20 protein-coding genes are annotated in these 20,333 nt (G+C 74.1%); 11 read left to right on the top strand and 9 right to left on the bottom strand.

Translation table 11 applies throughout. The features are described from left to right. Nucleotides 1-73: 73 nt before the first annotated feature. From KIS93_RS46275 to KIS93_RS46265, 3 genes are read right to left on the bottom strand one after another with little or no spacing between them, the layout of a single operon-like run. Nucleotides 74-2,176 (bottom strand): protein kinase domain-containing protein, encoded by a 2,103-nt coding sequence (locus tag KIS93_RS46275; RefSeq protein WP_186404821.1) that lies wholly within the window; start codon nucleotides 2,174-2,176, stop codon nucleotides 74-76. Then, on the bottom strand, nucleotides 2,173-3,396 hold the full coding sequence (locus KIS93_RS46270) for a hypothetical protein (RefSeq protein WP_080041653.1): 1,224 nt from the start codon (nucleotides 3,394-3,396) through the stop codon (nucleotides 2,173-2,175). Before KIS93_RS46270 ends, KIS93_RS46275 begins: the two co-directional genes overlap by 4 nt. Then, nucleotides 3,396-4,034 carry a hypothetical protein gene (locus KIS93_RS46265; RefSeq protein WP_186404820.1) on the bottom strand — a complete coding sequence of 213 codons (639 nt, stop codon included), beginning with the start codon at nucleotides 4,032-4,034 and terminating at the stop codon, nucleotides 3,396-3,398. Before KIS93_RS46265 ends, KIS93_RS46270 begins: the two co-directional genes overlap by 1 nt. Before the next feature lie 130 nt (nucleotides 4,035-4,164). Between KIS93_RS46265 and mycP the strand changes: the two genes are divergently transcribed. The 9 genes from mycP (at nucleotide 4,165) to KIS93_RS46220 (ending at nucleotide 9,255) form a co-directional block, all read left to right on the top strand. After that, a complete protein-coding gene (gene mycP / locus KIS93_RS46260; protein ID WP_080041651.1) occupies nucleotides 4,165-5,355 on the top strand; it encodes a type VII secretion-associated serine protease mycosin in 1,191 nt (396 codons plus the stop codon). Nucleotides 5,356-5,430: 75 nt separating this feature from the next. After that, nucleotides 5,431-5,757 (top strand): WXG100 family type VII secretion target, encoded by a 327-nt coding sequence (locus KIS93_RS46255; RefSeq protein ID WP_168017471.1) that lies wholly within the window; start codon nucleotides 5,431-5,433, stop codon nucleotides 5,755-5,757. 18 nt (nucleotides 5,758-5,775) lie between these two features. Then, nucleotides 5,776-6,075: a WXG100 family type VII secretion target gene (locus KIS93_RS46250; RefSeq protein ID WP_080041649.1), complete on the top strand. Its 300-nt coding sequence runs from the start codon at nucleotides 5,776-5,778 to the stop codon at nucleotides 6,073-6,075. Nucleotides 6,076-6,081: 6 nt separating this feature from the next. Continuing rightward, entirely contained in the window at nucleotides 6,082-6,411 is a 330-nt protein-coding gene (locus KIS93_RS46245) for a hypothetical protein (RefSeq protein ID WP_080041648.1), read from the top strand. Next, nucleotides 6,411-7,379: a hypothetical protein gene (locus KIS93_RS46240; protein ID WP_186404819.1), complete on the top strand. Its 969-nt coding sequence runs from the start codon at nucleotides 6,411-6,413 to the stop codon at nucleotides 7,377-7,379. The genes KIS93_RS46245 and KIS93_RS46240 overlap by 1 nt, the downstream gene beginning before the upstream one ends. Before the next feature lie 116 nt (nucleotides 7,380-7,495). Next, entirely contained in the window at nucleotides 7,496-7,699 is a 204-nt protein-coding gene (locus KIS93_RS46235) for a hypothetical protein (protein ID WP_186404818.1), read from the top strand. 4 nt (nucleotides 7,700-7,703) lie between these two features. Continuing rightward, nucleotides 7,704-8,027 carry a hypothetical protein gene (locus KIS93_RS46230; protein ID WP_080041646.1) on the top strand — a complete coding sequence of 108 codons (324 nt, stop codon included), beginning with the start codon at nucleotides 7,704-7,706 and terminating at the stop codon, nucleotides 8,025-8,027. Continuing rightward, complete coding sequence (locus KIS93_RS46225) at nucleotides 8,024-8,782, top strand: hypothetical protein (protein WP_155128304.1); 759 nt, start codon at nucleotides 8,024-8,026, stop codon at nucleotides 8,780-8,782. Before KIS93_RS46230 ends, KIS93_RS46225 begins: the two co-directional genes overlap by 4 nt. A gap of 53 nt (nucleotides 8,783-8,835) precedes the next feature. Then, nucleotides 8,836-9,255: a hypothetical protein gene (locus KIS93_RS46220; RefSeq protein ID WP_155128302.1), complete on the top strand. Its 420-nt coding sequence runs from the start codon at nucleotides 8,836-8,838 to the stop codon at nucleotides 9,253-9,255. Here the strand turns inward: KIS93_RS46220 and eccD are convergent. Further along, nucleotides 9,252-10,637 (bottom strand): type VII secretion integral membrane protein EccD, encoded by a 1,386-nt coding sequence (eccD, locus tag KIS93_RS46215; protein WP_186404817.1) that lies wholly within the window; start codon nucleotides 10,635-10,637, stop codon nucleotides 9,252-9,254. The genes KIS93_RS46220 and eccD overlap by 4 nt on opposite strands. 104 nt (nucleotides 10,638-10,741) lie before the next feature. Between eccD and eccCa the strand changes: the two genes are divergently transcribed. Further along, nucleotides 10,742-14,707, top strand: a complete 3,966-nt coding sequence (eccCa, locus tag KIS93_RS46210; protein WP_080047101.1) for a type VII secretion protein EccCa — start codon at nucleotides 10,742-10,744, stop codon at nucleotides 14,705-14,707. A gap of 94 nt (nucleotides 14,708-14,801) precedes the next feature. On the opposite strand, the gene KIS93_RS46205 is transcribed toward eccCa, so the two are convergent. After that, nucleotides 14,802-15,623: a hypothetical protein gene (locus tag KIS93_RS46205; RefSeq protein ID WP_080041642.1), complete on the bottom strand. Its 822-nt coding sequence runs from the start codon at nucleotides 15,621-15,623 to the stop codon at nucleotides 14,802-14,804. A gap of 40 nt (nucleotides 15,624-15,663) precedes the next feature. Beyond that, the gene (locus KIS93_RS46200) at nucleotides 15,664-15,978 is read right to left on the bottom strand and encodes a hypothetical protein (RefSeq protein ID WP_155128298.1); all 315 of its coding nucleotides are present in this window, start codon (nucleotides 15,976-15,978) and stop codon (nucleotides 15,664-15,666) included. Between the two features lie 148 nt (nucleotides 15,979-16,126). Between KIS93_RS46200 and eccB the strand changes: the two genes are divergently transcribed. Further along, entirely contained in the window at nucleotides 16,127-17,521 is a 1,395-nt protein-coding gene (gene eccB, locus KIS93_RS46195) for a type VII secretion protein EccB (RefSeq protein ID WP_080041640.1), read from the top strand. Here the strand turns inward: eccB and KIS93_RS46190 are convergent. From KIS93_RS46190 to KIS93_RS46180, 3 genes are read right to left on the bottom strand one after another with little or no spacing between them, the layout of a single operon-like run. Further along, nucleotides 17,515-18,714, bottom strand: coding sequence for a transglycosylase SLT domain-containing protein (locus tag KIS93_RS46190; RefSeq protein ID WP_080041639.1), 1,200 nt, complete (start codon nucleotides 18,712-18,714; stop codon nucleotides 17,515-17,517). The two genes, eccB and KIS93_RS46190, sit on opposite strands and share 7 nt — an antisense overlap. Before the next feature lie 37 nt (nucleotides 18,715-18,751). Next, nucleotides 18,752-19,027: a hypothetical protein gene (locus KIS93_RS46185; RefSeq protein WP_080041638.1), complete on the bottom strand. Its 276-nt coding sequence runs from the start codon at nucleotides 19,025-19,027 to the stop codon at nucleotides 18,752-18,754. Nucleotides 19,028-19,046: 19 nt separating this feature from the next. After that, nucleotides 19,047-20,003: an ArsR/SmtB family transcription factor gene (locus tag KIS93_RS46180; protein ID WP_155128296.1), complete on the bottom strand. Its 957-nt coding sequence runs from the start codon at nucleotides 20,001-20,003 to the stop codon at nucleotides 19,047-19,049. Between the last annotated feature and the right edge of the window lie 330 nt (nucleotides 20,004-20,333).

Genomic DNA, 20,333 nt, shown 5'->3' with positions numbered 1-20,333 from the left:
GCTCCGGTGATCGGCCCTGCTCCGGTGGCCAGCCTTGCTCCGGTGATCGGCCTTGGTTCGGTGGTTCCGGTGACTAGCCCTGCGCTGGTGGCGCGGTCGGCGGGGTGGCCAGGGGGAGCACGATCGGCGGCTGTACCTCGTCGTCCTGGCCTGTCTCCGCCGCTCCCCTGATGCACAGCGCGGACGACCATGCCACCGAGGACGGCTGGCCCAGGGTGACCACGGTGCCGACCTTGAAGCAGTAGCCGGTGGCCGCGTCCAGGCCGCCGATCGTGTAGGTGGTGCTGCCGCTCGGCGCCGTCATCAGGCGGTCGCCCGGCGACTGCTGGATGATCGTGGGGTAGTCGTTCTTGCGGACGGCCTTCCAGGACAGCGTCACCGTGGCCCCGTTGTCGGCCACCAGCTTGAGGCTTTTCGGGCGGTATGCGGCGACTGTCGCCGGGTTCGTGGTGCGGAGGGTGGCGGGTGGTGGGGAGGCCGCGGGGCCGGGTGATGTAGTGGCGCCCGAGGACGCGGTGGGGTCGGAGGATGCGGTGGGGCCGGCCGATGGCTGCGGGCTCTGGTCGGCCCCGGTTGGTGCACCGGTCGGCGCGTCGGCGGTCTGGTCACCCGTCGTGTCGGTCGCGCCGTCGCCGGTCCCGTGGCCGGTTCCGTCGGACGCACCGTCGCCGCCCTGGTCGCCGGTCGTATTGGCCGCGCCGTCGCCCGTTCCGTCGGTGGTTCCGTTGCCGCTGCCGTCGCCGGGCTGGGTGTCGGCGGCCTGGTTCTGGGCGGTGGTCGTGGTGTTGGCGGCGCCGTGCATCGCCAGGGCCACGCTGCCCACGCCCACGAGCACGGCCAGCGCCGACACGCCCGCCACCACCAGCGGCACCTTGCTGCCCTTCTTGGCGGCCTGTTGCGGCGTCGCTGGGTGAGGGGCGGCCTCGGGGGCGGGCGGGAGGAACGGGCGGGGGCCCGCCGGGGGTCTGACCTGGGATCGGTCCGGGTCCACGGTCCACACCAGCTCACGCGGCCCGGACCCCTCCTGCGGCACGGACCCACCGGTCGCCACCTGCCGCCCGGCCTCACCAAGCGGCGGCTGCGGTGCGGGCCCGCCGGGCCCGCCGGCCGGGGGCTGTGGTGCGGGCCCGCCGGTCGGAAGTCCCGGTGCGGGCCCACCGGCCGGGAGCTGCGGTGCGGGCCCGCCGGTCGGAAGTCCCGGTGCGGGCCCACCGGCCGGGAGCTGCGGCGCGGGCCCATCGGTTGGGAGCTGTGGTGCGGGTCTGCCGGTCGGAGGCAGGGGTGTTGAGGGGTGGCTGAGGTCGGTGGGTGGGAGGTGGGCGGCGGGCGTTCCGGCTGGGGAGAGGCGGGGGCCGCTCACGTCCGGGCCGCGCGTGGACGTGCGGGCGGCGGCGGCCAGCTCGTCGGCGGTGGGGCGGGCGGCCGGGTCCTTGGACATGGCCTTGGACAGGATGCGGGCCAGGTCCGGTGGCACCGAGGAGGGAAGTGGGGGCGGGGTCTCGGTCAGGACTCCGAGCACGAAGCGGGCCGTGCTGCCCGGCCCGTCCAGGGGGAACGCGGGCCGTCCCGCGAGCAGTTCGTACGCCATCGACCCCAGCGCGTACACGTCCGAGGCCGGCACCGGCGGGTGCCCCTCCAGCTCCTCGGGGGAGGCGTGCACCGAGGGCGGTGTCCCGTCGGGCAGCTCGACGATGGACATCAGCGCCGACATGGCGAACCCGGTCAGCACCACCCCGCCGGCCGTCATGACGACGTTCTCGGGCTTGACGCGTCCGTGCGCCCCGCCCACCGCGTGCGTGGCCGCGACGACCCGCGCCACGGCGCGCAGCAGCCCGGTCGCCTGCTCCAGGGGCATGGGCCGGCCGCGTCCCGGGCGTTCGGCCAGGGTGAGGCCCTCGTGCGGCGGCGTCACCAGGTACGGGCGCCCGTCCCCGGTCGCGCCCACCTCCAACACCGGGATCACGCCCGGGTGTGCGGCCAGCTCCTCGGGGAAGGCGAGGCCGCGCATGATCCGCTTGAGGGCGCGCTTGTCCACGCGGCGGCACGCGAGCGTTTTGACCAGCACCTCCCCGCCGTCCGCGGACGTGCGGCGGGCGCGGTGCACGGCCCAGGGGCCGTCCTGGCCGGTCTGTTCCAGCAGCTCGTAGCCGCGGACCCGCTCGGTGGTCACGGTCATGCGATCACGGACTCGCCGCCCAGGTCATCGCTCGCGAACGCGTCGTACTCGACCAGCGGCAGCTTGACCCGCTCCCGCTCGCGCTCCTGCCCCGCGGCCCCGGTGCCCGGCGGGTACATGCCGCCCATCGGCATGCCGTTCGGCCCCATGGCTCCGGCGTTCCCCGGGCCGGGGGTGTTGCCGGTGAACGGGGTGGCCGACGCGCTGCCGGGCGAGACGCCGGGGCCGCCGGTCACCGGGTGGGCGGGCACGGTCGTGGGCGGGAGGGTCGTCTGGGGGAGGCCGGACAGGTTCGTGGTGGGGGTCTGCGGAGTGTTGAGGGAGGGGTTCTGCAGGGACGGGGTGCTCGGGGGGTTCTGCAGGGAGGGGGCCGAGAGCGAAGGATCTTGGAGGGAGGGGTCCCGAAGGGAGGGGTTCTGCAGAGACGGATCCTGGAGGTTCGGAACGTCCGGATCGGAAGGAGTGGAGGGGGCGGAAGGGGCCGAAGGGATGGAGGGGTCGAGGCCGGTCGGGCCGCCGAGGTCCGGTGTTCCGCCGTACGGGGAGCCCAGGCCGGAGCCCGCGTACGGGTCGCCGACCAGACCGCCTGGCCCGCCCGTGAGCCCGCCCGGCAGGCCGGGCCCCTGCGGCAGGGACACGTCGCCCAGGCCGCCTCGCGGTGCCACGGCCCGCTGCTCCACGTAAGGGGGGATGGCGTCGTACACGTTCACGATGAACCGGTTGAGCTGCTGCAGGTGGTGCCGGGCGAGGGCGTGGGCGTTGGTGTCGGTGTTCATGACGTTGTCGCCGACCCAGTCGTCCAGGTCGCTGAGGCCGAGGAAGGTGACCTCGCCCGTCCTGGGCACGTTGTCGTGGAACCAGGGCAGGACCTGATCCCCGTACCAGACCAGAGGCACGCTGACCGACTTGGCGGCGAAGGCGATGCGGGCGAGGTCGCGTTGCAGCTCGCCGATCTTCTCGAAGATCTGCTGGAGGTACTCGCCGCCGAGCGTCTCCGCGATGCGGCCCGCCTCCCGGTGCAGGGCGTCCACCGACAGCTCGCACATGTGCGCGATCTCGCCGTAGTGTCCTCCCGCCGCGACGATCTCGTCGGGTTTGGTGCTCTGGATGAGGGCGGAGACGCCGTCGCTGCTCTCCGGGTCGCCGTCCAGGACCTGGGTGCCGTCGATCTGCGGGGTCTTCTGCTCCTTGAGTGGTTCCTGCCAGTAACCCGTCGTCATCAGGTCCTCTTGATGCCGTTCGCGGCGGTCCGGTCGGCCGACTTCGCGGTGTCCACGGTGGCGGCGAGCGCTTCGACGATGTCGGCGTACACGCTGTAGACGCGCTCGATGGCCAGGCCCAGCGTGGTCTGCGTCCGTTCGGTGGTGGCGAGCAGGTCCTGGGCGGCCTGCCACTTGCCGAGCTGGTTCTCGGTGAGGCGGGCGCGCTGGAGGTGGACCTTGAGGCTCTGCCCGCCCTCGCCCTGCAGCCGCTGGAGGTCCTGGCGCAGCCGCTCCACGGGGGAGGAGGGCAGCGGCCGGCCGCCCGCGTCCTCGTACTCCGCCAGCTTGACGAACGCGGTCTTCTTCGCCGTGCCGGGGTCGACCCGGTTGCGGGCGAGCAGCGCGTCCTGATCCGCCTGTGTCGGGGCGGGGGGCGGCTCGGGGGGATAGCCGCCGACGCGGTGGCTGTGGATGAAGTCGGAGTAGGCGTCCTCGATGCTGTTCGGGGTGTCGTCGACCTGGGGAATCGGCTCGCTGCCCGCGACGTCACCCTCTGCGGCGACGATCATCTTCTCGCGCGTCTCGATCGAACGACCGAGGCCCGGTCTGGGGTTGCCGTGCGCGTCGCCGCCTTCGGCCTCAGGCACTGCCGTCATGCTCACACTCCGCGTCCACGTCGATGGACATGCCGACACCATGCCTATCCGGCGCGTTCCGGCCCGGATCCTCATTTCAAGATATTTCTAAGAGAGCCGCCCAAAACGGAAATGTCGGCAGACTCCGTACGTGTCCGTTCTCTGGTCCGGCATGACAGCCGTCCTCCTGGCCCTGACGCCCACACCCGCCCCGTCCCAGTCTCCAGCCCAGTCCCCAGCCCCCACCCGCATCGTGTCCTGCGACCCCGAGCCCGGCGTCGCCGAGGTCACCGGCACGCCGTGGCCGCAGGAGCGGCTGCGCTTCCAGCAGGTGTGGCGGCTGACCAAGGGCGAGGGCGTGACGGTGGCCGTCGTGGACAGCGGCGTCGACGCCACCCACCCGCAGCTCGCCGGAGCGGTCGCGCGGCAGGTGGACCTCACGGGCACGGACCTGCGCGACTGCGTCGGCCACGGCACGGCGGTGGCGGGCATCATCGCCGGGCGCGACCTCACCTCGCGCGGCGTGCCCGTCCTGGGCGTCGCCCCGGCGGCGGAGATCGTCTCGATCAAGCAGACCGAGGGTACCTCCGGCGACGTGACGCGGCTGGCCGAGGGCATCAGGCGGGCCGCCGACCTCGGCGCGGACGTGATCAACGTGTCGGTGCAGGCACACGACGCGCCCGTGCTGAAGGCGGCGGTGACGTACGCGCAGGGCAAGGACGCCGTCATCGTCGCCGCGGCCGGCAACGTCAAGCAGGACGACGGCGCCGTGACGCCCGCCTACCCGGCCGAGTACCCGGGCGTCATCGCGGTCGGCGCCGCCTCGCCCGACGGCAAGAAGTCGGAGTTCTCCAACGCGGCGACCCGCATCTCGGTGACCGCGCCGGGCGCGGGCGTGACGAGCGCGTGGACGGGCGGCGGCTACCGTACGGGACTGGACGGCACGAGCTTCGCCACCCCCTTCGTGTCGGGCGTGGCCGCCCTGGTCAGGGCCAGGCACCCCGAGCTGGACCACTGGCAGGTCAAGCGCAGGCTGGAGCGGACCGCCGAGGGCGGCGGCGCGGCGGGCACGGGGGCCGGCCTGGTCAACCCGTTGCAGGCCGTCACGTCGGTGCTCCCGGCCGCGCAGGAGAGCCACGCTGCCGGGGAGGGCGGGGCCGTCGTGCTGGCCCGCGCGCCGGCCCAGGACGAGCGCGGGCGCGCCATCGCCGTCGCGATCACCGCCGGCGCGGCCGGGGTCACCGCGCTGGTGGTGTTCCTGGCGCTGATGCTGCCCAGAGCCAGGCGGCGAGGATGGCGCGCCGGGACGGACCCGACATTTACAGGAAAGTTGAAATCGTAGATCCGGCCCCCGCGGCCCGTTTACGTTGATCCGGCAATTCACGAACCCGGGTTCACGAGATCCGAGAGGTGCACCGTGGCATTCCAACCGACCACCTACGCCGAGGGCAGCCAGCACAGCGCCGCCGAACGGGCACAGCTCGCGGTCGGCAACATCGAGCAGATCCGCAACCGGCTCCAGCAGATCCCGGAGACGCTCGGCGCGTCCTGGCAGGGCGACGCCGCCCGCGTCTACACGCAGGTGCTCACCGAGTGGACCCCGCAGTTCACGAAGGTCATCCAGGCGCTCAACACGATCGCGGAGAACCTGAAGGCGACCGGCATCCAGTACACCGAGGCGAACACGCAGGCGAACGACGTCGCCGCGGCACTCAGGTCCGCGCTCGACGGCACCGCCCGCTGAGCCGGAGGGGAGATCAGAATGAGCGGCAACCCGGACATCATCCTCGCCAACTTCGACGAGATGGAGGAGATCGCGGCCGAGCTGGGCCGCGCGTACGCCAACCTCGTCGGCGAGCTGACCGACCTCGAGACCGACCTGAAGGTCCTGGAGACCTGGGAGGGCTCGGCCAAGGACGTCTACCTCGACGCCAAGCGCCAGTGGAACGAGGCCGTCGTCACCATGGGCGACACCATGCAGCGCTTCGGGCCCGCGCTGCACGACGCGACCGAGATCATGCGGGACGCGGAGAACGCCAACGTCCGCCGCTGGGGCACCTGACCCGACGTGAACGAGCCGCTGATCGACCCGGACACCGCCGAGGACCAGGCGCGGTGCAGGCCGGAGGCGCTGCACGACGTGGCGGGCAAGCTCTCCAGGGACCTGCTGCCGCAGCTCGAAGCGCTGCGCTACCAGGTGACCGACCTGCCCCAGGGCGCCGCGGGCACCTGGGACATCGCGCAGGGGTACGCCGACACCGTGGGCCGGGCCCGGCAGGCCACGGGGGAGACGGTGGGGTTCGTGGCGGAGCAGGTCCAGCGCGTCATCGACGACCTGGTCGCCACCGCCGACACCGTACGGGACGCCGACCGGCGCGCCGTGCCACGGAGCGAGTAGTGCCCGAGCCGACCCCCATCAAGAACGGCTGCCTGCAAGGCGGCAACCCCAACCTGTACGGCGGCCGCGACGCCATCAAGGCGCTGGTCATGGGCACCAGGCCGGAGGAGTTCGGCCACGTCGCGGACGGGTACCTGGCCACCTCCCGGCTCCTCACCACGGCGATCACCACGCTGGGCGACGCCGCGGCCCGCCTCGTGGCCGACGGGAACTGGGGCGGGGAGTCCGCCAAGGCCATGCTCACCCGCATGAACCGGCTCCAGACGTACCTGATGGCGCTGCGCGACGCCGTGGACCGCGTCCCGCCCTCGCTGCAGACCGTCAGCCAGGCGCTGACCTCCGCCAAGGAGCGGTTCGAGCAGGAGACCGCGCCTCACAACTACTACGCGATGGGGTCGGGATCGCCCGACAACGGGGACGGGAGGGCCAAGGAGTTCATGACCCGGCTCAACAGCGCGTTCCACAACGCGCACACGGCGCTGCCGGACCGGCTGCCGTGGGACGCCCAGCTCGCCTCGCCCGCCCCGTACCTGCCGCCCGCCGAGCGGCCGGCGACGCCGGTGAGCGGGGGCGATCTGCCGTACGAGGACACGGTGCCGGTACGGTCGGCGACCCAGCTCGCCCAGCACTCCGGCGGCCAGGCGACCACCGCGCCGCAGCCCTACCAGCCGGCCGGATACCAGGCGGCCCCTGGGGCGCAGCCACCCGGTGGCAACCTGGCGGCCTCCGCGCAACCGCCGACCGTGCCGGCGCCGGCGGGAACCGGGCAGCTCAGCGGCCTCACCCCGGGCCAGGGCCCGGGCCAGGGTCAGGCCGGCGCCGCGCCGGGCAGCGTTCCCGGCACCACGCCGGCGGGCGGCGTTCCTGGTAGCGCGGCAGGCGTTGCGGGCCCATATGCGGGAGCCGGGCAGCCGGCCACCGCACCCCCCTCCCTCACCCCGGCCACCCCTCGGCCCGGCCCGGCCTGAAGAGCCCGGCAGGCGAGCCGGCCCACAACCCGGTCGTCAGCCCCTTCCGCGACCCGTCCACCGCCAGCGCCGCCCAGGGCGCCGGCCCGTCCGTGCGGCCCGGCAGCGTCCCGGTCGTGGACGGCTCCTGGCCCGCCACCCGCCCGCCCGCGACCGGCGCCGAGCCGGCCGCGCCCGGCACGGCGGGAGCGCCGTTCCTGCCGTTCGGCGGCGCCGCACCCCAGGAGAGCAGGCCCGCCGGCCGCGCCACGCCCGCGCGGAGCGCCGACGACGACTTCTTCCGCCCGGTGATCGAGGCCGGCCCGCCGGTGGTGGGGTGACGGCATGACCTCCCGGGACGCCGTCGCGGCGCAGATCGAGTCGATCCGCACGCTGGGCCGCTCGATGGCCGACCGGCCCATGAGCGAGCTGGAGACCATGCTGCGGGGCATCTCGCAGGTGGAGCTCTCCTCGGGCGCGTACGGCGCGTTCGGCCTGCTCGGCGCCTCGCTCGGGGACGCGTTCGACGAGGTGAAGCGGGCTGCGCAGCGGTACCTGCTGGCCAAGCGCGACGAGGTGTCGGGCATCCACGACAAGGCGTTCGACTCGGCCAACGCCTATCTGGACGCCGACCAGCGGGGCGCCGCGAACGTGGCGAGGCCGCGATGATGGAGCAGCCGTACTCCGTCATCGAGGGCTCCGCGATGGCCGCCGCCGGCGCGATGATGCTCGGCCTGGGCCGGGCCCGCTACGCGACGCTGATCCTGCCCCTCCTGTACGGCGACACGGCGCAGCAGCGGGCGGCGGCGCAGGCGTACCAGGCGCTGGCCACGGCCCTGCGCGAGCACCCGGAGCTGGTGGAGGCCGCGAAGCGGGACGTCGAGTGGACCTCGCTCAGTGCCGATCTGGCCACGCAGGAGGTGACCGCGTACGCCGACGACGCCGAGAACAAGGCCGCCTCGCCGCAGGCGTCGGCCGACAGCCTGAACCTGACGGCCGACGTGTACGACGTGCTCGGCAAGGCCGCCTTCCTGGCCGGGGCGAGCATCCTGACGGCCGGGGTGATGTACCGGGTGGCGCAGTTCAACCCGTACACGAAGGTCGCCGCGGAGGTGGCGGCGACGGGGTTCGGCCGCCGCGCCGACCAGCAGGCCGGGCAGATCGCGGCCAGGGCCAGGGCGTGGATCGCGAGCAACTCCGGGCTGCTGTCGCGGGTGGTGCAGCGGCTGGCGAGCATGTCGGCGGGCGGCAAGGTCGCGCTGGGCGGCGCGACGGTGGTGGCCGGCGGGGTGACGGCGCAGACGGCGGTCGCGGACCGGTTCAGAAGCACGGCCCTGGACGCCTCCACGGGCGCCGGCCGGCCCACTGTGCGGCAGTCACCGTTCGACGCGGCCGCCGGCCACGCGACGGGAACGGAGGCGTGAAGGCAGTGCTGGACGGAGGCGTGAAGGCAGTGCTGGACGGAGGTGCGAAGGCAGTGTTGGACGACGGCGCCATCGACAAGCTGATCGCCGAGGCCCGGCGACCGGACGAGGAGGGCCTGGACGAGCTCTACCGTCAGGTCATGGCCGTCAAGGGCGTCGCGCAGGACCCGGACAGGCTGGTCCGGGTCGAGTGCGGGGCCCAGGGCGTCACGGCGCTGGACATCGACCCGCGCGCGCTGCGCTGGGGCTCGCAGCGCCTGTCGCAGACGATCCTGCTGCTGCTCGCCGAGTCCCTGGCCGACATGCAGGCCAGGTCGGCGGAGCTGCTGCGCGACGTGCTCGGGGACGGCCCGCTCGACCTGGCCGCCGAGAACAACCCGGCCGACGTGCGCCTGCGTGCCGCGCGGGAGGCGTACGAGGAGGCCATGGACCGGGCGACGGCCGAGCTGGCCAGGATCGAGCGCACTCTCTAGCTCACCAGCCCGCGAATCGTCTCGTACAGGTCCATGACGGCCAGCGCGAGCGGGATCAGCGCGATCATCAGCAGGATGTCGAGGATGTCGCCGGCCCGGCCCCAGAAGGGGGACGGGCGGGCGGTGGCCAGCCACAGCGCCGTCCCGGCCACGGCGAGGGCGAGCACGACGAGGCCCGGCACGATCAGGTAGAGCACGGTGGGGTCCGCCGCCGTGACGACGGCGCCGGCGGCGGGCAGGGCGACGCCGAGCAGCGTCGCGGACAGCAGCCAGGCCCGCTGCCCCCGCCCCTCGAACACGCGGGCCCGCATGAGCAGCGACAACGACAGCGCGCCGCTCATCGCCAGCGCCGTCCAGGTGCCCTCCAGCAGGAGCAGCGCCTGGGCGGCGAGCACGATCAGCGCGACGGCGCCCAGGAGCCCGGTGCAGAAGCGGTCGGCCACCACGGTCCGGTCGAGGACGAGCTCGCCGTCCAGGTCGCCGCCCTCGCGGCGCAGCTCCTCCGCCGTGGTGGGCAGCGCGGGCAGCGGCATGCCCGCCAGCCGTACCGACAGCGCGGGGATCGCGGTGGTCAGCCCCACGGCGAGGGCCGCCAGCACCGACGCCACGCCGGCCGCGTGCAGGTCGTACGCCATGACCAGCCCGGACGCGACCAGCCCGGCGAGCGCGGCGACGGCCACGCCGAGGAAGGCGGGCAGCCCGCCGGCCACCGCGAACCCGGTCGCCGTGGCGAGCATCAGCAGCACGCCGCAGGCCGCCAGCAGGTTGTCGGGTTCGAGGAGCGCCGTGCCGGAGGCGGGGCCGGTCAGGCCGGCGAGGAAGCCGTAGGGCAGGGCCGCGTACCCGATCGCGGCGCCGGAGGCGGCGTCGCCGAGCGCCCGCGACAGGGCCACGGCGACCAGCAGCAGCACGAGCGCGACGGCTCCGGTGACGAGCGCGACGGGGGGCCAGGGCGGCCCAACGGTGGGCAGGGCGGCGGCGCCCAGCACGAGCAGGGCGGCGGCGGCCCGCAGCCCGTAGGTCCTGGTGGTGGCGGGCTGCCAGCGGCCGGTGCGTTCCAGCACGCCGGTGGCGACCGCGTCGGCGACGTCGTCGAAGACGACCTCGGGCAGCTCGTGGCCGCGCGGGCGCAGGTGCAGCAGCTCGCCGTCGTGCACGGCCAGCTCCGCCAGCGTCGCGTCGGGGGCGAACGGCGGCCCGCCCAGCCGCTGGAGCACCCAGCCGCCGTGGGCCAGGCCCGCCTCGGCCAGGCTCTCGCCCGCGATGCGCAGCAGCGTCGGCAGGAGGTTGCCCAGCGGGATGTCCGGCGGCAGGCCCAGGTCCAGGAAGCCGCGCGGGGTCACGACGGTGACCCGGCACAGGTCGGTTCCGGTGGCGCTCACAACGGACGAGTGTATGGATCGGATCTCGAGTGTGGCGGGCGAAAAGCGTCTAGGAAATTTGAAATATCGGATATATCCCTACGTCAGCGACTTCCATGGGGGTCGTGAGCCTGATCGTGGTGGGCAGGCCGGAGCGGCGCAGGCCGCCCGAGCCTCCCGGGGGTGAGGTGCTGCTGGAGTCCCCGCCGGAGATCCCGGAGACCGTGACGGGCGGCGGGCTGACCCAGCTCCTGACGTACCTGCCGATGATCGCCGGGGCGGGCGCGATGGCGCTGATGTTCACCGGCGGCTCCACCGGCAACCCGATCATGCTGGTCTCCAGCGGCCTGTTCGCGATCTCCATGGTCGGCATGAGCGTGGGCCAGATGATGCGCAACGCCGGCGAGCGCAAGAACGAGCTCAACGGCCGGCGCCGCGACTACTACCGCTACCTGGAGCAGGTCAGGAAGCGGGTCCGGCAGGCCGCCGCGCAGCAGCACTGCGCCATGACGTGGAGCCACCCCGACCCCACCGCCCTGTGGTCGCTGGTGATGACCACCCGGCTGTGGGAGCGGCGGCCACGCGACGACGACTTCGCGCAGGTCAGGATCGCCACGTCGGCGCAGCGGCTGGCGCTGCCGATGATCCCGCCCGAGACCAGGCCGGTCGAGGACCTCGACCCGATGACGGCGGGGGCGCTGCGCCGGTTCGTGCGCACGCACGCGACCGTTCCCGGGCTGCCCGTCGCGCTGGCGCTGCACTCGTTCGCGCGGATCGTGCTCACCGGCGACCCGGCGGCGGCCCGCGACCTCGTGCGGGCGGCGCTGGCCCAGGCGGCGGCGCTGCACTCGCCGGAGGACCTGCGGATCTCGGTGTGCGCCGGGGGCGAGCGCGCCGCCGAGTGGGAGCCGGTGAAGTGGCTGCCGCACGCTCTGCACCCCGAGGAGGAGGACGGGGCCGGGCCGGTGCGGCTGATCACGGGGGACCTGGGCGAGCTGGACGAGCTGCTGGGGTTCGAGCTGAAGGACCGGCCCCGGTTCAGCAAGGGGCTGTCGGACGTGGTGCCGTACCACGTGGTGGTCGTGGACGGCGGGACGGTGCCGGCGGGCAGCCAGCTCGGGCTCGACGTCATCGAGGGCGTGACCGTGATCGACCTGAGCGGCGCGACCCCGCAGGCGCCGGCGCAGCTCACCCTGCGGCTGGAGGTGACGCCCGGCGAGCTGGTCCGGGTCGCGCAGGACGAGCTGGGCAAGGAGGTCAGGACCGTACTGGGGCGTCCTGACCGGATGGCGCCGGCCGCGTTCGCCGCGCTGGCCAGGCAGCTCGCACCCCTGCGGCCCCCGACCGCCGGGGGCGGCGCCGAGTCGCAGGACGTGTTCGCCACCAACACCACCCTCACCGACCTGCTCCGGCTCGGCGACCCGCGGCAGCTCTCGCCCCGGCTCACCTGGCAGCCGCGCCCGGTCAGGAACCGGCTGCGGGTGCCGATCGGGCTCGGCGCCGACGGGCGGCCGGTCGAGCTGGACATCAAGGAGGCCGCCCAGGGCGGCATGGGCCCGCACGGGCTGGTGGTGGGCGCGACCGGTTCCGGCAAGTCGGAGCTGCTGCGCACGCTGGTGCTCGCGCTGGCGATCACGCACTCCTCCGAGGTGCTGAACTTCGTGCTGGTCGACTTCAAGGGCGGCGCCACGTTCCTCGGGCTCGACGCGCTGCCGCACGTCTCCGCGGTGATCACCAACCTGGAGGACGAGCTGCCGCTGGTCGACCGCATGCACGACGCGCTGCACGGCGAGCTGGTACGCCGCCAGGAGCTGTTGCGCGCGGCCGGGAACTACGCCTCGCTGCGCGACTACGAGCAGGCCCGCGAGCAGGGCGCCGCGCTGGAGCCGCTGCCGACGCTGTTCATCGTGCTGGACGAGTTCAGCGAGCTGCTGTCGGCCAAGCCGGAGTTCATCGAGCTGTTCGTGATGATCGGGCGGCTCGGCCGCTCGCTCGGCGTGCACCTGCTGCTGGCCTCGCAGCGGCTGGAGGCGGGGCGGCTGCGCGGGCTCGACACGCACCTGTCGTACCGGATCGGGCTGCGCACGTTCTCGGCCGCCGAGAGCCGGGCGGTGCTGGGCGTCGCGGACGCGTACGCGCTGCCGCCCGAGCCGGGCAACGCGTACCTGATGTTCGAGACGACCGGAATGACCCGGTTCAAGGCCGCCTACGTCTCCGGCCCGTACCGGCCGAGGCAGCAGCAGCACACGCCGGCCGCCCCCAAGAGCCACCGCGGCAAGATCGTCTGGTACGGCGCGGAACGGGTGCCCGCGCCGCCCGCCGTCGAGGCGCCCCCCGTGGCGGACGACCCGGGCAGGCAGGACACGCTGCTCGACATCGTGGTGGAGCGGCTGGCCGGGCAGGGCCCCGAGGCGCACCGCATCTGGCTGCCGCCGCTGAAGGAGCCCGCCTCGCTCGACCGGCTCCTGCCGCGCATCGAGGCCACGCCCGCGCACGGGCTCACCGCCGCCGGCACGGCCCCGGAGCGGCCGGGACGGTTGCACGCCGTCGCCGGGATCGTGGACAGCCCGTTCGACCAGCGGCGGGACCCGTACTGGCTGGACCTGTCGGGCGCGGCGGGCAACGTCGCGATCGTCGGCGCGCCGCAGACGGGCAAGAGCACGCTGCTGCGCACGCTGATCGCCTCGCTCGCGCTCACCCACACCCCGAAGGAGGTGCAGTTCTACTGCCTGGACTTCGGCGGCGGCACGCTGTCGGCGCTGTCCGGGCTGCCGCACGTCGGTGGGGTGGCCGCCCGGCTCGACGCCGACGCGGTGCGCAGGACCGTGGCCGAGGTGCGGGGCGTGCTGGAGCGGCGCGAGCGGTTGTTCGTGGAGCGCGGCATCGACTCCATGGCCACCTACCGGCGGATGGTCGCCTCGGGCGCCTACGAGGGCGACGGCTGGGGTGACGTGTTCCTGGTGGTGGACGGGTGGTCGGTGCTGCGCCAGGAGTACGAGCAGCTCGAAGGCGACCTCGGCGACCTGGTGACGCGCGGGCTCGGGTTCGGCGTGCACGTCGTCGGCACCGCGAACCGGTGGATGGAGTTCCGCACCGGCGTGCGCGACCTGCTCGGCACCCGGCTGGAGCTGCGGCTCGGCGACGCGTTCGACTCCGAGATCGACCGCAGGGCCGCCGCGAACGTGCCCGAGCGCGCCCCCGGGCGCGGCCTGACCCGCGAGTCGCTGCACTTCCTGGCCGCGCTGCCGCGCATCGACGGCCGCTCCACCGTGGACGACCTGGCCGACGGCGTCGCGGCCCTGGTCGAGGCCGCGCGGGCGGCCTGGCACGACCATCCGGCCCCGCCGGTGCGGCTGCTGCCCGCCCTGCTGCCCGCCCACACGCTGCCCGCGCCGCCGCCCGACGGCACGCGCGTGCCGATCGGCATCGACGAGGCCGCGCTCGCGCCCGTCCTGCTCGACTTCGACGCCGACCCGCACTTCGTGGTGTTCGGCGACACCGAGAGCGGCAAGAGCAACCTGCTGAAGGTGATCGCCCGGGGCATCGCGGACGGGCGCACGCCCGCGCAGGCCCGCTTCGTGGTCATCGACTACCGGCGCTCGCTGCTCGACGCCACCGACACCCCGCACCGCATCGGCTACGCCGCCTCCAGCACCGCCGCCACCACCCTGCTCAAGGGGGTGCACGAGGTCATGCAGGAGCGGCTGCCGCCCCCCGACCTGACCTCCGAGCAGCTCAGGACGCGCAGCTGGTGGACCGGCCAGGACCTGTACGTGATCGTGGACGACTACGACCTCGTCGCCACCTCCGCCAACCCGCTGGCCGTGCTCGGCGACCTGCTGCCCCAGGCCCGCGACATCGGGCTGCACCTGGTGCTGGCCCGCGCCATGGGCGGCGCCGGGCGCAGCATGATGGACCCGGTGGTGCGGCGGCTGAAGGAGATGAGCACGCCCGCGCTGCTGCTGTCGGGGCCCAGGGACGAGGGGCAGCTCTTCGGCAACGTGCGGCCACGGCAGCTGCCTCCCGGGCGGGGCATCCACGTGGACCGGCGGTCGGGCGAGAAGCTCGTCCAGACCGCCTTCGCCGGCTGACCGCCCTTCACCGGCCGACCGGCCGCCTCCGCCGGCTGACCTCCCGCCGACTGATCCCTCCGCCGACTGATCCCCTTACCCGGCTGGCCGTCCCCTATGGCTGGTTGCGTACCACGTCGTCCAGGTCCATGTCGCCGTCCGGTGTCCGGACCCGCCAGCCGAACGTGCTGGTCGCGGCGGGCAGCCCGCTCGCGGGCGGCTCGGCGAACGTGCCCGCCTTCGCCGTGTCGATGGCCGCGCGGCCGAAGTCGATCGCCGCGGCCCCGTCCGGCCGCATGAACCTGAGCTGCAGGGCCGCCGTGCCGCCGCTGTAGGCGGCGACCGCGCTCAGCGTCGAGCCCAGGAACGCCTGCAACCGGCCGCCCGCCGCGGCCAGCGCCGCGTTCGCCTGAGCGGCGGTCGCGCGCATGGCGACCCGCGCCGCCACCCTGGTCTGCGGGACCAGCGCGAGCGCCTGCAGCCGCAGCAGCCGCAGGTACGTCGTGCGGGCGATCCCGGCCGCCGCGCCCCAGTACACGGCGAACCCGTCGCCGATGCCGTCCACGTGCGAGGCCGCCCACTGCACGTTCGTGCGGAAGGCGTCGAGGTGGGCGCGCAGCTCGGTGGCCGCGGCGGCGAACGCCTTCTGGTCCTCGGCGATCCACTTCTCGCCCGACGTCCTGATCACGTCGTTGAGCGCGTTGTTGGCCGGCTTGTCGAGCCGGCCGCCGGCGCCCGCCTGGAGGTTGGAGGCCGCGGTCCAGATGCCCGGCACGTTCGCGACGGCCGGGACGGTGGCCAGCAGGCCGAGCGCGATCGACGGCTCCAGCCTGGCCGCCAGGCGCAGCGTGCGCTGCACCTCGGCCGGGTCGGGGGCGCGTTTCGCCTGCCGCAGCGCCGAGCCGTCCGCGGCCCGGCCCGCGACCCTGCGGCTCACGGCTCGACCCGCTGGACGGCGGGATCCGCGACCCTGCGGCTCATGGCTTGACCCGCTGGACGGCCAGGTCTTCGGCGGTGCGCCAGTTCTGCTCCGCGTGCTTCAGGTCCTCGCCCTCCCACTTGCCGAGGACGGCGAGCACGGCGTCGGCGTCGCGCAGGAACGAGTCGAGCAGTGACCGGTAGAGCGCGCCGACCGTCCACTCGCCCACGGCCCCCCAGCCGGGGAAGTCGACCGCCTTGTTCTCCTCGAAGATCTGGCGCACCTCGGTGAAGATCGGCAGCAGCTCTTCCCTGATGCTGCGCCGGACCTCGCCGATCGCGTCGGGAGTGAGATAACGCGTATCCGGTTTCACGTTCTCCACTTTGTGACATCCGGCCGCGGTCAGGTGCGGATGTCATTCACTGATCAATAACCGTTCGCAAATCGGAAACCGACCCGCTTCCCGGCCTTTATCCCGATAAATTGGAGTAAGAAGGTACTCGTGTGATCAGAGGGGCGGAGTGCACAGCCAGCGCGACCTTTACCAGGCCTACCGCCTCACCCTCCAACGCATCGGGCTGGCCCTCCTGCGCGCCCAGCCCAACCAGCCGGACTGGCCGCTGCGCCGCCAGACCGTCGGCTTCCTGGCCGGCGTCATGGTCGCCGTCCTGCTCTGCGTCGGCTTCGCGGTGTACGGCCTGCTGCGCCCCGGCGGCACCCTGTCCCTGGAGAGCCCCGGCACACTGATCATCGAGCGCGAGACCGGCGCCCGCTTCGTCTACAGCCAGGAGCAACGCCGGCTCATCCCCGTCGCCAACTACGCCTCCGCCCGCCTCGTCCTGGCCGCCGGGCAGGTCAAGGAGCGGGTCGTCGCGCGCGAGGCGCTGGCCATGTACGAGCGCGGTGCCGCCATCGGCATCCCCGGCGCCCCCGACTCGCTGCCCGCCCCGTCGAGCCTGGCCCGCGGCCCCTGGGCCGCCTGCGTGCAGGAGCGGGCCGGGCGGACCGGGCGCGAGCCGTACGTGACGCTCGTCGCCGGCCGCCAGGTCGGCGGCACGCCCGTTCCCGAAGGGGACGCCGTGCTCGTGGACGTCGGCGGGCAGACGTGGGCGATCTGGCGCGGCACCCGCATGCGGGTGGCCCCCGGCATCGCCCGCGGCCTCACCTCGGCCACACCCGCCGCCGTGCCCGTCTCCTGGCTGAACGCGCTGCCCGAAGGCCCCGACCTGGCGGCCCCCGCCATCCCCGGCCGCGGCCGGCCCGTGACCGGCCCCGGCGGCAAGGCCGCCGCCGTCGGCCAGGTGTTCCGCGCCGACGGCGTGGCCGGCGGCGACCCCCGCTGGTACGTGCTCCTCGGCGACGGCCTCGCCCCCATCACCCAAGGCCAGGCCACGCTCCTGCTCAGCGACCCCGCCAGCCGGGCCGCCTACGGCGGGGGCGCGGTCAGGGAGATCCCCGTGGACGCGGCCACCGCCAACGCCGCCCCCCGCTCCCGCTCCCGCGACACCGTCGCCGCCGACGGCCTGCCCGCCGCCATGCCGCGCATGACCGCCCACGACCCGGCCGCCCCGCTCTGCGCCGTCTACGCCGGCACCGGCTCCACCCGCGTCCGCCTCACCACCGGCGCCACCCTGCCCCCGCCGCACGGCGACGCCTCCGACCTCGTACGCCTGCCGCCCGGCCAGGCCGTCCTCGCCGGAGTGCTGCCCGGCGACGGCCGGCTCGACGCCGTGCAGTCGTACTACCTCGTCACCCAGGACGGCCGCCGCTACGCCGTGCCCGGCACGGACGTGCTCGAGAAGCTCGGCTACCAGGCCGCCCAGGCCACCCCCGTGCCCGTGAACCTGCTCCAGCTCATCCCCGAAGGCCCCGTCCTCGACCCGGCGCGGGCCGCGAAGCCCGCGCTCGATCAGTAGCCCCGGTAACCGCCGCCGGTCTTCATGCCGACGACGCCCGGGACGTTCGAGACCGAGCCGTAGCGGGCGATGCTGTACCGCACCCCGGCGATGATGTTGTCCACCGGGTTGTAGATGTCGCCGTGGCCGGGCAGCTTGTAGCTGTTGAACGTGGGGTCGATGGTCTGCATCAGGCCCTTCGACGGGGTGCCCTTGGCGGCGTTGGAGTCCCAGTTGTTGATGGCGTGCGGGTTGCCGCCCGACTCGTGCTTGATGATCAGCCAGATGTCGTTCGGGTTCATCTTGTCGGCGGGGACACCGTTCGCCTTGAGTATCGCGATCGCCTGGTTGATCCAGTCGGCCACCTGGCCCTGCGGGGCGGGGCCGCCACCCGGGGGCGGCGGGCCGCTCGGGCCGTAACCGCCGAAACCGCCGCTGCCCAAGCCGTGGGTGGCGGCGGCCAGCGCGGTCTCCTGGCCCTCCAGGCGCGCGGGCGACCAGCCGATCGGCCTGCCCGGCGATGGGGTGAACGGCTGAGTGTCGGGCTCGGGCAGCTCGGCCGCCACGTTCGGGACGGCGGCGAGCGCCGCCTGGATCTTTCCTGCGGTGCCGGACAGGGTCGCGCCGGTGTCGGTGACCAGTCGCTGCAACGCGGTGCGGGCCTCGTCGAGCATGGGACGCAGCGCCTGCGCGATCTGCTCCTCGGTGAGCGGCACGGCCTGCGCCGGCCCGCCGGTCGCCTGCACGACCTGCGCCTGCCCGCTCGAAGCCGGTCCGTTCATAACCGGCCCGCTCGAAGGCTGTCCGCCTGTCGCCTGGGTGGCCGGTGCCTGGGCGGTGGCGCGTAGTTCCTGGGCCGCGGTGGCGTACTGGCGGCAGATGTCCTGTGCCGCCGCCTCCGCGTCCCGCAGCGTGCGGGCGGCCGCGTCGAGGTGGTCGGCGCACTCCGTGAGCGCCTGCCGGAGCCGGTCGCCGCAGCCGGTCACCTTGCCCAGGTAGCCGGCGAACGCGTCGGCGCCGGTGCCCTCCCACGCGCCGTCCACCTCGGCCGCCGCGGCGCTCAGCGCGCCGGTGTGCCGCTCGCCCGTGCCGGCGGCGGCGCGCCACGCACCGGCCGCCGCGCCGATCGCGCCGGGATCGCCCACCAGCTTGGCGGCCAGGTCGGCCAGCTCCCCACCCCCGGGAGCCGCCCTGACCTCGTCGATCGCGCTCATCGCCGCACCCGCCCGCCCCGAGCGGAGTCGTTCCCGCTCATCGCCGCACCGCCGTGCTGTCGGCGGTGGTGAGGGTGCGTTCGACGGCGTCCAGGGCGCGCTCCACCGCCTCCAGGCGGCTGCCCAGGAGCCGGGCCGCCTCCTCCGAGACGCGCTTGAGGTCGCCCGCCGCCCTGGCCATGGCCGCCGAGCCCGAGACGTCCCCGAAGGCCGCGGCGTCCGGCGCGGGGCCGGTCAGGGCGGCGAACGCGCCGGAGGCCGCCCTGGCCGCCGCCGCGCACCCGTCCAGCGCGTCGCGGTGGAACTTCAGCACCGGATCCCCTTCCTCACGTTCAGCGCCGGAACAGCTCCAGCAGCTCCTCGGCCCGGTGGGTGCGGGCGATCCACACCTCGCGCCCCCGCCGCTCCCTCGTGATGAGCCGCCCGGCGCGCAGCCGGTCGCAGTGATACGTCAGGCCGCTGGGCGCGATCTTCATGTCCGTGGCCAGCATGGACATGGTCATGGGCTGGTCGAGCGCGCAGAGCAGGTCCGCCCGTACCGGCCCGACGAGCGCGGACAGCTCGTCCAGGGCGGGCGCGACGGGTTTGCGCCACAGGGACTCCGCCCCGGGCACCGGGTAGGCGATCCACACGGCGGAGGGGTCGTCCAGGCCGAGGACGACCGCGTCCTTGCCGGCCAGCATCGGCACCAGGACGAGCCGGCGGTCGCCCAGCTCGTGCGTGCCGAGGTCGGGGCCGGGCAGGAGCAGGCCGCGCTCGCCGTACACGATGCGGTCGCTGATGGCGCCGAGCAGCAGCTCGGGGCCGCCCCGTACGGTCGTCACGCCGACCCGCTCGACCTCTCTGTCCAGCAGCGGGCGGGCCCGCTTCCACAGGGGCTCCGTGGTGCTCCAGACGTCGGCCAGGGCGCCGGCGTAGCCGCGCAGCCAGCGGGTGGGCCGTTCGGCCGCCGCCCGCCAGTGCGGCGGCGGCGTGCCGGGGCCGAACGTGCGCTCCAGGTCCTCGACGAGGGCTTCGCCGGGGAGCTCGTGCAGCGCGCTGATCTGGGCCTGGATGGAGAAGTCGCCGCTGACGGGGGAGTGCGGGACGAGGCTGTCGGGCGCGATCGCGATGCCCGGCGCGGACAAAGGCCGCACGGCCTCGTGCCCGTACGGGCCGACGCGCGAGCTGATCGCCCGGCGCCATAACTCGGGCAGGCCCCGCCGGCGGCCGGCGAGGGCGTCGGTGAGCATGGCAAGGGCGGTGAGGTTGGGTGAGATCGAGATGTAGAGCTTCGGTGTGGAGCTCACGCGCAGCTCGCTCCACACGTTCGTCCTTGTTACTTGGGCCCCCACGGGTAGGACTGTAGACAGCTCGGACATCGCCGGATGAATGCTTCAACGAAGCTAGAAACATCCATAAATCCAGCGCTCTCTCTTCCCTCCAGGCGCCGCGCGGGGAGCCTTTCTACCACCGAGGTCTAAAGATCGTCATCCATGGAGGGGTTTTCCTCACCGGACGGCTCGCCATATCGCTGGCCGAGCGACCCGCCGGGATGCGAGGCTGCCCGCAACCGCCCCGGTCCTCCTGCGAACGGGTGACCGGGGCGGAGACCGCAGGTGCACCGAGAGGAGTGCTGC

This window comes from [Actinomadura] parvosata subsp. kistnae (assembly GCF_900323885.1).
In the GTDB taxonomy this organism is placed as follows: Bacteria; Actinomycetota; Actinomycetes; order Streptosporangiales; family Streptosporangiaceae; genus Nonomuraea; species Nonomuraea composti.
This window is presented reverse-complemented; position numbering and strand designations above follow the sequence as displayed.